A 12,346-nucleotide genomic window follows, 5' to 3' on the forward strand; every position below is an offset into this window, starting at 1 on the left:
TCTCAATCATGTATTTATTGGGATAATGAGAGTTGCAGCCTACAGGTAACTTCAATTATTTTGTGTATATAAACCTGCAGTTGATGGGTAGAATAGTGACAAACCTCATGCTATTGGATGAAAAATAATGCATATACATATTTTGGGTATTTGCGGTACGTTTATGGGAAGTCTCGCAATATTGGCTCGTTCACTGGGGCATAAAGTCACTGGTTCCGATGCAAATGTATACCCTCCGATGAGTACATTACTTGAGAAACAAGGCATTGAATTGATCCAGGGCTATGACCCTAGCCAACTAGAACCGGCTCCAGATATGGTCGTTATCGGTAATGCGATGACTCGTGGTAACCCTTGTGTAGAAGCAGTACTGGAAAAAGGTCTCACTTATACATCAGGTCCTCAATGGTTGCATGATCATGTTTTACCTGAGCGTTGGGTCCTTGCGGTTGCTGGGACACACGGAAAGACCACTACCGCAGGTATGCTGGCGTGGATTTTAGACGATTGTGGTTATAAACCGGGTTTTTTAATTGGTGGTGTACCGGGAAATTTTGACGTGTCAGCTCAATTGGGAGAAAGCCCATTCTTTGTTATCGAAGCAGATGAATATGATTGTGCATTTTTTGATAAGCGCTCAAAATTCGTGCATTACAGTCCTAATACTTTGATACTCAATAATCTCGAATTTGATCATGCTGATATTTTTGACGACCTTGGCGCTATTCAAAAACAATTCCATCATTTAGTTCGTATCGTCCCTGGTAGCGGTAAAATTATCATGCCTGATAATGATTCGAATCTTAAACAAGTTATTAGCATGGGATGCTGGAGCGAACAAGAATTTGTTGGAGGGCATGGCGAGTGGCAAGCTAACAAATTGAATCATGATGGCAGCCACTACGAGGTTATCTATCAACAACAAAAAGTAGGTGAAGTCAGTTGGTCTCAAGTTGGTAACCATAATATTCATAATGGACTGATGGCGATCGCAGCAGCTCATCATGTTGGAGTTCCTCCTAAAGAAGCGTGTCTTGCACTCGATAAATTTATTAATGCACGTCGCCGTTTAGAATTACGTGGTGTTGAATACGGGGTAAGTGTTTATGATGACTTTGCTCATCACCCTACGGCTATTTTAGCGACGTTAGAAGCACTACGTAGTAAAGTTGGGGGTACTTCACGTATTATTGCTGTATTAGAACCACGATCAAACACCATGAAAATGGGGATCAGTAAGAATGATATAGCTCCTGCATTGGGGCGTGCTGATGAAGTGTTCCTTTTCCAACCTGCCAATATTCCTTGGATGGTGACAGATATTGCAGAAAAATGTGTTCAGCCAGCACGATGGAGTGCTGATATCGAAGCTTTGACCAATATGGTTATTGAAACAGCTCAACCGGGTGATCACATTCTCGTTATGAGCAATGGCGGCTTTGGTAATGTACACAATAAGTTACTTGAAGGGCTTAAAAAGAAAGCGGAAGTACATAGCGAAGAGTAATTATTATATTAGATTATTATTACGAAGATGAGGCAGCGAAAAGCTGCCTTTTTCTTTTTTATCATCATGATAAAAAGCTATCAAGGAAGAGGATGCTAAGAAGAAGTAAAAGGCAGAGAAATAACTTATTTCGTCAACTTAATGTATTACAATTCTTGATCAAATAGTACCAGAATGGCTTCATAGAGCTCTTCTGTTGTGAAGTTATTCGCTGGGGTGGAGAATATAGTATCGTCACCTGCTATGCTGCCTAAAATACCTTCAGCTTTACCCAGTGAATCTAACAAGCGAGCGATCAATTGTGCAGCGCCGGGGCTAGTTCTAATAACTACAACAGAATGGTTGTAATCAATATCTAGCACGAGATTCTTTAATGGGCTGGTGGCAGTTGGCACACCCGGTTCGGTTGGTAAGCAGTAAACCATTTCCATTTTTGCATTACGTGTGCGAACAGCACCAAATTTGGTAAGCATTCTGGAGATTTTTGATTGATTGATATTTTCAAAGCCTTGCTCTTGAAGTGCAATGACAATCTCAGCCTGAGAGCTAAATTTTTCTTCTTTAAGTAGGGCTTTAAAAGCCTTAACCAAGTCTTCTTGTTTAGACGGTGTGCGCATAATTAACCCATTCTTTAGCCGTAAATTTGGTGGTATTATCCGTAAATGTGAATTTTTATGCAACAAAATTGGGCGCTAATGGTATTGCTTATGATTAAAATTAATCGATTTAATTTAATCTCAAATAAGTTGGATATGCTATTTTTGCTAAATAGATGTGAAAGCTTTGCTGAATAAAAACAGGTGTCATTTTAATATCCTACCTATTTTAAATGCGTTAATTCAGCGTACCGCATAGAAATCTAATGCAATTTATTAGTGATGATAACTATTTTTTAAAAAAGTGTCCCTTATCTCATTAACAGATAAGGATTTTGTTTAGAATGGGCAAAGTCAATGCGTAGATTATTTTGCGTTAAAACAGTTTAACATCTGTTAATGAATTGTTTTTTATCAGTAATATGTTTAATCCATAATAAGATGAATTCATATACTTTTTAAGTACAAATAAAGGAGTTTCAGAATGAAAGTTGCAGTTCTAGGCGCAGCAGGTGGTATCGGTCAGGCTCTTGCCCTTCTTCTCAAAAATCAGCTCCCAGCAGGTTCAGAACTCTCTCTATATGATATTGCACCAGTGACTCCGGGTGTTGCCGCAGACCTTAGCCATATCCCTACTGATGTGAAAGTTGTTGGCTTTTCTGGTGAAGATGCAACGCCAGCACTCAAAGGTGCTGATGTTGTCCTGATCTCAGCGGGTGTTGCACGTAAGCCAGGTATGGATCGTTCAGACTTGTTCAATGTCAACGCAGGTATCGTGCGTAACCTGACTCAACAAATAGCGGTAACTTGCCCTAAAGCGCTGATCGGTATCATCACTAACCCAGTTAATACAACGGTGGCAATTGCTGCAGAAGTATTGAAAAAAGCAGGCGTTTATGACAAAAACCGTTTATTTGGTGTAACGACTCTGGATATTATTCGTTCTAATACTTTCGTTGCAGAACTGAAAGGCAAGAAAACTCACGAAATCGAAGTACCTGTTATCGGTGGTCACTCTGGTGTGACGATTCTGCCATTACTGTCTCAAATTCCAGGCGTTAGTTTCACCGATGAAGAAATCGCGGCTCTGACTAAACGTATCCAAAATGCGGGTACTGAAGTTGTGGAAGCAAAAGCGGGTGGCGGATCTGCAACATTGTCTATGGGGCAAGCCGCAGCACGTCTTGGTTTATCACTAATTCGTGGTTTGCAAGGTGAAGAAAATGTTATCGAATGCGTTTACACAGAAGGTGATGGCGAGCACGCACGCTTCTTTGCTCAGCCAGTTCGTTTAGGTAAAAATGGTATTGAAGAACATATTTCTTACGGCAAGCTGAGTGACTTCGAACAAAAAGCACTTAAAGAAATGTTAGAAGTACTGAAAAAAGATATCGAATTGGGTGAAAAATTCATTAATGGCTAATTGCCATCTATTATTTCATCACGATATTCTTTATATCAAAAAAACGTTGATTTAAATTATACTGCACCCTAAAAGTTGGATACCAACTAATTAAGGTGCAGTTTTTTTATCTGCATTCAGCTTATGGTTTGTGTTTTTTCTCTAACTTTCCTCTCCAATAATTCACCTGTAATTGGATTAAAATAGCGACTTGGCCATATTTCCGATGGATGGATCCCCAGAAAATTAGCAATGATCCATTCACCTTTTGGCCAAGGACGAGATAGTGCATTAGCCAATGTTGATGAGCTTAAGCCTGCATTTCGTGATATTGCTGCTAATGTTGTGCCTCGTTTACGTAAAGCCGCAATAATGTCTGCAGGATGCCAATCCGATTTCCGTAAAATCATTTTTTAATCCTTTTTTTACTCAGAATCATGTAGAGTTAATGGTACATGTAACAGGAGATTGTGATACATTCACTACAATAGTCCCGTTATTGGAAATAAAATAACAGAAATTTTCCAAAAATATTTCTAATTTTTTCTAAAAATTCAATTTTATGAAATGAGTATTATTTTTGTGAAATATAAGAAAAAGTTGGCATATATATTTGTGAGATACCATAAGATGTTGAAAATAAAAACTAACTAATTATAGTTATGATTAAAAATTACATATTAACGACGAAGCTTATAGATACCAGTAATATATAACGGTTATAAAATAAAAAAGAGAATTCATCACTAATAAATTACTCAATCTATTGTTATTAATAGAAATTAAAATAAAGATTACATGTGTGATTTATATACTAAGCAATAATAAACATTAATTACACAAGGTTAATGATTTTTTGGAAAATAAACGGAATTTTCAGCAACTATAATTAAATTTATAACCGTGGTTAAAAGGGGGCAGGGATGCACAAAGAATGGCTCACAGCAAAAGAGTTAGCCGGTTTACAAGGACTTCCAATGACAACTCAAGGTATAAATGCGATGGCCCGGCGTGAAAATTGGGTTTGCCGTAAACGGCGAGGTATTCAAGGAAAAGCACTGGAATATCATATTAATAGTTTACCTGAAGGTTTATTTGAATCTTTTTCTGTTTACGAAATATCAGCACCATATCAAGCAAAACAGAATGATAACTCACTTATTTGGCAAGAAATTTACAATCAACTTTCAAGTGAAGAGCGTGACCTCATATTGGCATTTATTATGCGTGAAGGTGTAATAGCACTAGTTAGTTTAATAAATAATAAGCAATTAACCTAATAAATAGATTTAAGGTTATTAATGAACAATATGAATAACTACGTTAAGTTTATTTTTTGTTTATAACGGCTGAATATAGCCTCAACAGCAGATTTCATAATATAAGTTCGAAAGAGATAATATGGAAAAAATGTGGTTTACTGCAAAAGAATTAGCGGGTTTAGAAGGCTTACCGACTTCTCCACAGGGCATAAATCTGATGGCAAGAAGAGAAGGATGGCAAAATCGTCGTAAGCGAGGTGTTCAAGGCAAAGCAGTAGAATACTCGCTAGATAGCTTACCTATAGAAATACAAAGCCAATTAAATCTTTGTGAGCCTTCAGCTGCCTATCAAAGCCAAAGAACGGATACTCTACAAATTTGGGTCGAAGCTTACTACCAGCTAACTGAGAATGAACGTAGTGATATAGTGAAATATATTTTACGTTATGGTTTGTCATCGTTGTTAGCTCGAATAAAAGAAGAGGAGAAAGGGGAAGAGTAGTCACATTCCCTTATTGATATGGTTGATCCGTCCTGAATAATATATGGCATATTTTAATGATAAATTCGATATATTCTATATGTTGAGTATACGCAGCGTGATGACTTTCTGAACAATGACGTTTATCGCAGTTTGTACAGTTTGAGGATTAGCATAAAACTCTGAAAGAGTTGAAGCCTGAAAATAAATTAAATATATAAGTGACCTATTATTGCTATAGTTGGTTTTTTCATTTGTGAAGATTTAATATTAATCAAGTGACTAAGCTAATATCATAAAAAATAGCATATTATCAAAAAGCCATTTAGTGTGATAGAGCTCAAATATCTATGAATTGATAATAGAGTTATGCAAATGTGGCAATGTTATCAATAATAAAAATATTAGCTGCATACATTTTTGCATGAGCTTATAGTTTATTCATAACTATATTTGAATTTTCTGAATGATGAACAATATCAAAGGATATGCGAGTAAAAGAAGTTATCACAGGTTGGTGCGTACGTTAAATACTGGAGTAAATACATAAATGGCGGTAAATCCTTTGCATGAATAGAACTTCATTGTATTGGCGAAATTATCACTATTTAGCTTTCAGATTCAACATCTTCAGATTTTTTATAGAAACAAAAAAATACGATATATTGACCAATCCCCTAATTTTCATACCTTATCGTAAATACACTGTACAACGTAATTGTTACTGATAGTCAAAGAAATTGACTTCTAATTATTAGAAGCGTAACTAAAATATATAACGCTCGATAAAGTTTACCGAGCGTTATAAGTCTGAAAAGAATTTGTTTAAATTAGTACTTGCCAGATTAACTATGAATGGCGCGAGATTGCTATCTGAGCAAGGCCAATTAAAGCTTCTTTGTATACAGACTCATCAAGAGTGCCCAAAGCATTAATTGCTTTTTGTGATTCTTCCTGAGCACGAGCATAGGTGTATTCAAGCGAACCACAACGTTTCATTGTTGCAAGAACGGTTTCTAGCAAATGGCGGCCATTGCCTTGTTCGATCGCTTGGCGGATTAACGCTGACTCCTCTTCTGTGCCATGATTCATCGCATGCAGAAGTGGTAATGTTGGTTTTCCTTCATCAAGGTCATCGCCTGTATTTTTACCTAACTGAGTATTGTCCGCATCATAATCTAGCAAGTCATCTATAAGTTGAAATGCAGTTCCCAGATAACGACCATAATCCTGTAAGGCTCGTTCTTGCTCAGGTGTTGCAGCGGCTAAAATTGCAGATGCATGTGCAGCTGCTTCAAATAAGCGAGCTGTTTTACTGTAGATCACTTGCATATAGCTTTTTTCAGTAATGCTAGGATCATTACAGTTCATTAACTGCAAAACTTCACCTTCAGCGATGACATTTGTCGCTTCAGACATAAGTTTTAGTACTCGCATTGAGTCAAGATCAGTCATCATTTGAAAGGATCGAGTATAAATGAAGTCACCGACGAGGACACTAGCAGCATTACCAAAAACAGCGTTTGCAGTTTGTTTTCCGCGTCTCATGTCTGATTCATCAACAACATCATCATGTAACAAAGTTGCGGTATGGATAAACTCAATCAGTGCTGCAACTTGGATATGTTTATGTCCAGAATAACCAAGAGATCGACCTGCAAGTATGGCGATCATCGGACGGATCCTTTTTCCGCCTCCGCTAACAATGTAATAGCCGAGCTGGTTAATTAGCGCAACGTCTGAATTCAATTGACTGAGGATCGCTTCGTTTACCGCTGACATATCCCCGCTGGTCAGTTCAACAATAGATTCTAAATTCATCGTAATTTATTCATATTATAAGATTTCAGCTATCACCTAATTATAAAATCTAATCATAAAAAAGGTGGTGGCAATAGAACAGTTATCTTGTAAGCATAACATTAATATTTCTAAGATAATCAGTTGTCATGCAAAAAATGTTTAAATAAGTAACAATTCGAGCTATTCAGGGGAAATCAACAATCGAAGTGAGTGCCTAATAAAAAAGTCGTATTTTTTGTAATCCGACTGCATTATTGGCTTGTGTTCTGGTGCTTTTTTGCGTAGAATTCGCGCCCTATTGTGAATATTTTATAGCGTGCTCTGGAATTGAATTATTTAGCGAGTACGCGGAAAGCGGAGTTAATATGTACGCGGTTTTCCAAAGTGGTGGTAAACAACACCGAGTTAGCGAAGGTCAAACTGTCCGCCTAGAAAAGCTGGACATCGCAACAGGTGAAACTGTTGAATTTGATCACGTTCTGATGGTTGCTAATGGCGATGATATCAAAATCGGCGCTCCTGTCGTTGAAGGCGTGAAAGTGAAAGCGGAAGTGGTTGCACACGGTCGTGGCGATAAAGTCAAAATCGTCAAATTCCGTCGTCGTAAACATAGCCGTAAACAACAGGGTCACCGTCAGTGGTTCACTGATGTTAAGATCACTGGCATCGCTTAAGATTTAGGAGAGCAGATTAATGGCACACAAAAAGGCTGGCGGCTCGACTCGTAACGGTCGTGATTCAGAAGCAAAACGTCTGGGTGTAAAACGTTTCGGTGGTGAAGCTGTATTAGCAGGTAGCATCATTGTTCGTCAACGTGGTACTAAGTTCCACGCAGGTAGCAACGTAGGTTGTGGCCGTGACCACACTCTGTACGCTTTAGCGGACGGTAAAGTTAAATTTGAAGTTAAAGGTCCTAGCAATCGTAAATTTATCAGCATCGAAGCTGAATAAGTTTTCTGACTTTTAATTCGAGTTAAAGCCCTGCAAAACTTTTTGCGGGGCTTTTTATATTCCAAATACGCCATCTCTGGGTAATACGGCCATCCAGCATTATAGTGGCTATCTTACGGAGAAAAAAAATGAAATTTGTAGATGAAGCCAAAATATTGGTTGTGGCGGGAGATGGTGGCAATGGTTGTGTCAGCTTCCGTCGTGAAAAGTATATTCCGAAAGGGGGACCTGACGGCGGCGACGGTGGTGATGGTGGTGATGTTTACCTCCAGGCAGACGAAAACCTCAACACACTGATCGATTATCGTTTTGAGAAATCCTTCCGCGCCGAGCGTGGACAAAATGGTCAAAGCCGTGAGTGTACGGGTAAACGTGGTCAAGATATCACGGTTAAAGTACCCGTAGGAACGCGTGTACGCGATCTTGGCACTGGAGAAGTACTTGGTGACATGACTCGTCATGAACAGCGCCATATGGTCGCTAAAGGCGGTTTTCACGGGTTAGGTAATACACGTTTTAAATCATCAGTTAATCGTGCTCCACGCCAGCGTACCATGGGTACACCGGGTGAAACTCGTGAGCTGATGCTTGAATTAATGCTACTTGCAGATGTAGGTATGTTGGGAATGCCTAATGCAGGTAAATCCACCTTTATCCGCTCTGTATCTGCTGCAAAACCAAAAGTAGCGGATTATCCATTTACAACATTAGTACCTAGCTTAGGTGTGGTACGAATGGATAACGAAAAAAGCTTTGTGGTTGCGGATATTCCCGGTTTGATCGAAGGCGCAGCGGAAGGTGCGGGCTTAGGGATCCGTTTCCTTAAGCACTTAGAACGTTGCCGTGTCCTGTTGCACCTGATCGACATTTGTCCTATCGATGAATCGGATCCCGTTGAGAATGCGAAGATCATTGTTGGTGAGCTTGAGAAGTACAGTGAAAAGCTGGCTGAAAAACCACGTTGGTTAGTCTTCAACAAAGTGGATATTTTAGGTCAAGAAGAATCTGCACTGCGTGCAGCTGAAATAGCAAAAGCTATGGGCTGGGAAGATAAATATTATATGATCTCTGCAGTTAACCATGAAGGTGTGAAGGCATTATGCTGGGACATCATGGAGTTCATGGAAACTCAGCCACGTAATATGACAGTTACCGAAGATGAAAAGCAACCTGAGAAAGTTGAATTTATGTGGGATGACTATCATAAAGAACAACTGGAAGCTGGTGAAGACTTTGATGATGACTGGGATGATGATTGGGATGAAGATGACGATGAAGGCGTTGAATTCATCTATCAAAAATAACCCAAGTATACATTAAGTGACTGATTTTGTTTGTCACTTTAAATTTCGAAAACGCCTGATGAATATCATCGGGCGTTTTGCTTTTTACCTGCAAGGCATGATGATATGCCGTAACTGATTTGTAGTGATTGTTTCAGTATTTACATCAGCTCAATATTGACAGACTAACCCAATAAAAACTCTTGTTCAAAATACTCTAAGCTGCTCGGCTAATAAATTTAATGATTACCATATTCTTTGCCATTGGTTATGCCATTCTAAATTTTGCAAATTTAGCTGACGGTCTTGGTAATTATCTGGAAAGAGGCAACTGCATCAATGAAAGTGATCCCCAATAGTTGAATAAACAATCTTTGGGGATCTTTTTATTTAGAGCGTCGTACAATGATCAATTTTTCTGATAAAGATCTTTGTATAATCGGCTCTCAAAACGGACTAGTGGAACGCGTCGACTGCGCTGTTGGCTTTGAGGAACTGCATAAGCTGAGATAAATTGTACAAAAGCTACGCGTTGACCACTAGCTGTGGTAATGAAACCTGCGAGGTTATACACACCTTGCAGCGCGCCAGTTTTTGCAGACACTTTACCATTAACGCCAGCTTCGTCTAAACCACCGCGGTAACGTAGTGTTCCATCATGTCCGGCAAGTGGTAGCATTGAAATAAAATCAAGCTGTTGATCATTTTTTGCGATGAATTGTAAAATTTCCATCATCGTGGCTGGAGTGATTAAGTTATGGCGTGATAAGCCAGACCCGTCCACCATGACGGTATTGCCCAAATCGATCCCAGCTTTTTGTTTTAAGACTTGTCTGACAGCATCGGAGCCCGAACGCCATGTCCCTGGCATACCATAGTAATCTCGCCCAATGGTACGAAATACGGTATCAGCAATCATGTTGTCTGATTTTTTCAGCATTACCTTGAGTAAGTTATGCAATGGCTGTGATTCTGTTTTAACGAGAATTTGTGATTGTGTAGTAGGAAGGGTTCTTTTCTTCACATGGCCAGTAATTTCAATACCTGCAATTTTGAGTTCATTTTTGACGATAGCACCGGAGTAACTTGCGCCATTCTGTACGGCAAATGCGAGTGGCAAAGGTTCACTTCTTTGTGCTAAGCAACCTGTTAATGTATAGCGATTTAGCTCTCCAGGAACCACATCCAGTTCACAATAACGGCCTTCAGCGGAGCCTTTGGAAATTGTTTTGACTTCACTAAACATATTGACTGGATAAAAACTAGCAGTTTTTATATAAGCCATGTCGCCCGCTTTTTCTGCTGGGTAGAGTGATACTGAAAAACAATTTCTATCAATAATTGCTGCCGCAGGTGGAGCACTAAAGCATTGTGTCATATCATTCCATACCCAACCCGGTGCTTTATCATGGCTTGTGAAGGCTGATATATCAACAATCAAGTCACCCTCTACTTTGTGGATACCTATTTGTTTTAGTGCGTTGACCATATTACGAATTTGTTGACGTGTCAGCGTTGGGTCACCACTAAAGCGAATCACAAGATCACCATCGAGGATATTATTATTCAATTTAGCGCTGGTTTCAAAATTAGTCACAAAACGGAAATCAGGACCGAGTTGTAATAGCGCAGCTAGTGCGGTGACGACTTTTTGTGTACTAGCTGGAAGTGCCATTTGTTGCGCATTAAAATCAATAATAGGAGTATTGCTACCAACTTTCTGCGCAACCAGAGCTAGGTTAGTACCATCGGGTAAATATTGCTTATAATCATCAACGGGAATTGCAAGAGCTTGTCCTGCAGTTAAAGCAATTCCTAAAGTGATGATCCATTTTCTGGTGAGTGTTAATAACGGCATAAATTTCACGCATTAGGGTAGACATACTGTATATACTAAAGTGTAATACCAGAAAAAGTAAACGGTGACTGGCTATTAACTCTACGTTAGCTGCGTTAGAATGGTTAACAATTGTGATATGATAAGTGTATGAATGGTTTTTAAAGATACATTCATAGCCTGTGTATTGTTCAAACGCCTGCAATTTTGCGAGGTGTTGAGTTTGCTGTTGATACAGAAATCAGGAAGATACTTATTTTTAGATAGGATTGAAACAGAGGTATTTATCAATGAAACAGATTCCAATGACGGTATTTGGTGCAGATAAACTACGAGAAGAACTCGATTATCTTAAATCTGTCCGCCGCCCGGAAATTATTGCATCAATAGCAGATGCTCGCGAACATGGTGACTTGAAAGAGAACGCAGAATACCATGCAGCTCGTGAGCAACAAGGTTTTTGTGAAGGCCGTATTCAAGAAATTGAATCTAAGCTTTCCCATGCTCAGGTCATTGACGTCACTAAAATGTCAAATAATGGGCGTGTTATATTTGGTGCTACAGTATCAGTTCTGAATGTTGATACAGATGAAGAACTGACTTATCGTATTGTTGGTGATGATGAAGCAGATATTAAAATTAATCTGATTTCGGTCAATTCACCCATCGCACGTGGTTTGATAGGCAAAGAGGTTGATGATGTTGTCACGATCAAAACGCCTGGCGGTGATGTAGAGTTTGAAATTCTTAAAGTTGAGTATATCTGATTCCTATTTATCTGAATTGGTTATATTATTTTACTGTTTTAGAAGGAAAAGGCCGCAGGCGGCCTTTTTTTTCACATAAAACATGCTTTCGATGGCATTTTTATATAAATGAAGCGATATTATTTAGGTAGAATAATTTTGCGCTCAGCCGAAGGACGGTAGAGAACAAGTATTTTTCCTATAATTTGTACATTAACAGCACTTGTTTCACGAACAATCGCGTCAGCGATCAAATTTTTAGTTTCGCGATCTTCGCCTGCGATCTTGATTTTGATAAGCTCATGATGCGCTAATGAAAGTTCGATCTCGGCTAAAACACCTTCAGTTAAACCATTGTTGCCAATCATGACAACAGGATTTAGGTGGTGAGCGAGACTTTTCAGGTGTTGAATTTGTTTTTTATTAAGATTCATCGATTTTTTGCTTAGTTAGTATTGAAAATGGCTCATTCTAACGC

The 12,346-nt window shown here is 38.8% G+C and carries 13 protein-coding genes; 8 read left to right on the forward strand and 5 right to left on the reverse strand.

Annotated features, from left to right (window positions below; translation table 11 throughout):
• Nucleotides 1–127 precede the first annotated feature (127 nt).
• Nucleotides 128–1,507: a UDP-N-acetylmuramate:L-alanyl-gamma-D-glutamyl-meso-diaminopimelate ligase gene (mpl, locus tag OOA_RS11240; protein WP_008912268.1), complete on the forward strand. Its 1,380-nt coding sequence runs from the start codon at nt 128–130 to the stop codon at nt 1,505–1,507.
• Nucleotides 1,508–1,653: 146 nt separating this feature from the next.
• Here the strand turns inward: mpl and argR are convergent, their stop codons facing one another.
• Nucleotides 1,654–2,124 carry a transcriptional regulator ArgR gene (gene argR, locus OOA_RS11245; RefSeq protein WP_008912269.1) on the reverse strand — a complete coding sequence of 157 codons (471 nt, stop codon included), beginning with the start codon at nt 2,122–2,124 and terminating at the stop codon, nt 1,654–1,656.
• A gap of 463 nt (nt 2,125–2,587) precedes the next feature.
• Here argR and mdh point away from each other — a divergent pair, with 463 nt between their 5' ends.
• The gene (mdh, locus tag OOA_RS11250; protein ID WP_008912270.1) at nt 2,588–3,526 is read left to right on the forward strand and encodes a malate dehydrogenase; all 939 of its coding nucleotides are present in this window, start codon (nt 2,588–2,590) and stop codon (nt 3,524–3,526) included.
• A gap of 116 nt (nt 3,527–3,642) precedes the next feature.
• On the opposite strand, the gene OOA_RS11255 is transcribed toward mdh, so the two are convergent.
• Nucleotides 3,643–3,915, reverse strand: coding sequence for a helix-turn-helix domain-containing protein (locus OOA_RS11255; protein WP_008912271.1), 273 nt, complete (start codon nt 3,913–3,915; stop codon nt 3,643–3,645).
• A gap of 513 nt (nt 3,916–4,428) precedes the next feature.
• Here OOA_RS11255 and OOA_RS11260 point away from each other — a divergent pair.
• Complete coding sequence (locus OOA_RS11260) at nt 4,429–4,785, forward strand: DNA-binding protein (protein ID WP_008912272.1); 357 nt, start codon at nt 4,429–4,431, stop codon at nt 4,783–4,785.
• A 121-nt stretch (nt 4,786–4,906) separates the two neighbouring features.
• Complete coding sequence (locus OOA_RS11265) at nt 4,907–5,269, forward strand: DNA-binding protein (RefSeq protein WP_008912273.1); 363 nt, start codon at nt 4,907–4,909, stop codon at nt 5,267–5,269.
• 828 nt (nt 5,270–6,097) lie between these two features.
• Here the strand turns inward: OOA_RS11265 and ispB are convergent.
• Complete coding sequence (gene ispB / locus OOA_RS11270; protein WP_008912274.1) at nt 6,098–7,069, reverse strand: octaprenyl diphosphate synthase; 972 nt, start codon at nt 7,067–7,069, stop codon at nt 6,098–6,100.
• A 347-nt stretch (nt 7,070–7,416) separates the two neighbouring features.
• Between ispB and rplU the strand changes: the two genes are divergently transcribed.
• From rplU to cgtA, 3 genes are all read left to right on the forward strand, one after another.
• A complete protein-coding gene (gene rplU / locus OOA_RS11275; RefSeq protein ID WP_004915752.1) occupies nt 7,417–7,725 on the forward strand; it encodes a 50S ribosomal protein L21 in 309 nt (102 codons plus the stop codon).
• A 19-nt stretch (nt 7,726–7,744) separates the two neighbouring features.
• Nucleotides 7,745–8,002, forward strand: a complete 258-nt coding sequence (rpmA, locus tag OOA_RS11280) for a 50S ribosomal protein L27 (RefSeq protein WP_008912275.1) — start codon at nt 7,745–7,747, stop codon at nt 8,000–8,002.
• Nucleotides 8,003–8,130: 128 nt separating this feature from the next.
• A complete protein-coding gene (gene cgtA, locus OOA_RS11285; protein ID WP_008912276.1) occupies nt 8,131–9,306 on the forward strand; it encodes an Obg family GTPase CgtA in 1,176 nt (391 codons plus the stop codon).
• A gap of 388 nt (nt 9,307–9,694) precedes the next feature.
• Here the strand turns inward: cgtA and dacB are convergent, their stop codons facing one another.
• A complete protein-coding gene (gene dacB, locus OOA_RS11290) occupies nt 9,695–11,143 on the reverse strand; it encodes a serine-type D-Ala-D-Ala carboxypeptidase (RefSeq protein ID WP_008912277.1) in 1,449 nt (482 codons plus the stop codon).
• Nucleotides 11,144–11,412: 269 nt separating this feature from the next.
• On the opposite strand from dacB, the gene greA reads away from it, so the two are divergent.
• Nucleotides 11,413–11,889 carry a transcription elongation factor GreA gene (gene greA, locus OOA_RS11295; RefSeq protein WP_008912278.1) on the forward strand — a complete coding sequence of 159 codons (477 nt, stop codon included), beginning with the start codon at nt 11,413–11,415 and terminating at the stop codon, nt 11,887–11,889.
• 119 nt (nt 11,890–12,008) lie between these two features.
• On the opposite strand, the gene yhbY is transcribed toward greA, so the two are convergent.
• Nucleotides 12,009–12,302, reverse strand: a complete 294-nt coding sequence (gene yhbY / locus OOA_RS11300) for a ribosome assembly RNA-binding protein YhbY (protein ID WP_008912279.1) — start codon at nt 12,300–12,302, stop codon at nt 12,009–12,011.
• Nucleotides 12,303–12,346: the final 44 nt, after the last annotated feature.

Origin of the sequence: Providencia burhodogranariea DSM 19968 (genome assembly GCF_000314855.2) — a bacterium.
Taxonomy (GTDB): Bacteria; Pseudomonadota; Gammaproteobacteria; order Enterobacterales; family Enterobacteriaceae; genus Providencia; species Providencia burhodogranariea.

What these genes read in the sequence shown, in the direction of transcription:
- mpl (WP_008912268.1), top strand. Translation starts at nt 128, where the DNA reads ATGCATATACATATTTTGGGTATTTGCGGTACGTTTATGGGAAGTCTC.
- argR (WP_008912269.1), bottom strand. Translation starts at nt 2,124, where the DNA reads ATGCGCACACCGTCTAAACAAGAAGACTTGGTTAAGGCTTTTAAAGCC.
- mdh (WP_008912270.1), top strand. Translation starts at nt 2,588, where the DNA reads ATGAAAGTTGCAGTTCTAGGCGCAGCAGGTGGTATCGGTCAGGCTCTT.
- OOA_RS11255 (WP_008912271.1), bottom strand. Translation starts at nt 3,915, where the DNA reads ATGATTTTACGGAAATCGGATTGGCATCCTGCAGACATTATTGCGGCT.
- OOA_RS11260 (WP_008912272.1), top strand. Translation starts at nt 4,429, where the DNA reads ATGCACAAAGAATGGCTCACAGCAAAAGAGTTAGCCGGTTTACAAGGA.
- OOA_RS11265 (WP_008912273.1), top strand. Translation starts at nt 4,907, where the DNA reads ATGGAAAAAATGTGGTTTACTGCAAAAGAATTAGCGGGTTTAGAAGGC.
- ispB (WP_008912274.1), bottom strand. Translation starts at nt 7,069, where the DNA reads ATGAATTTAGAATCTATTGTTGAACTGACCAGCGGGGATATGTCAGCG.
- rplU (WP_004915752.1), top strand. Translation starts at nt 7,417, where the DNA reads ATGTACGCGGTTTTCCAAAGTGGTGGTAAACAACACCGAGTTAGCGAA.
- rpmA (WP_008912275.1), top strand. Translation starts at nt 7,745, where the DNA reads ATGGCACACAAAAAGGCTGGCGGCTCGACTCGTAACGGTCGTGATTCA.
- cgtA (WP_008912276.1), top strand. Translation starts at nt 8,131, where the DNA reads ATGAAATTTGTAGATGAAGCCAAAATATTGGTTGTGGCGGGAGATGGT.
- dacB (WP_008912277.1), bottom strand. Translation starts at nt 11,143, where the DNA reads ATGCCGTTATTAACACTCACCAGAAAATGGATCATCACTTTAGGAATT.
- greA (WP_008912278.1), top strand. Translation starts at nt 11,413, where the DNA reads ATGAAACAGATTCCAATGACGGTATTTGGTGCAGATAAACTACGAGAA.
- yhbY (WP_008912279.1), bottom strand. Translation starts at nt 12,302, where the DNA reads ATGAATCTTAATAAAAAACAAATTCAACACCTGAAAAGTCTCGCTCAC.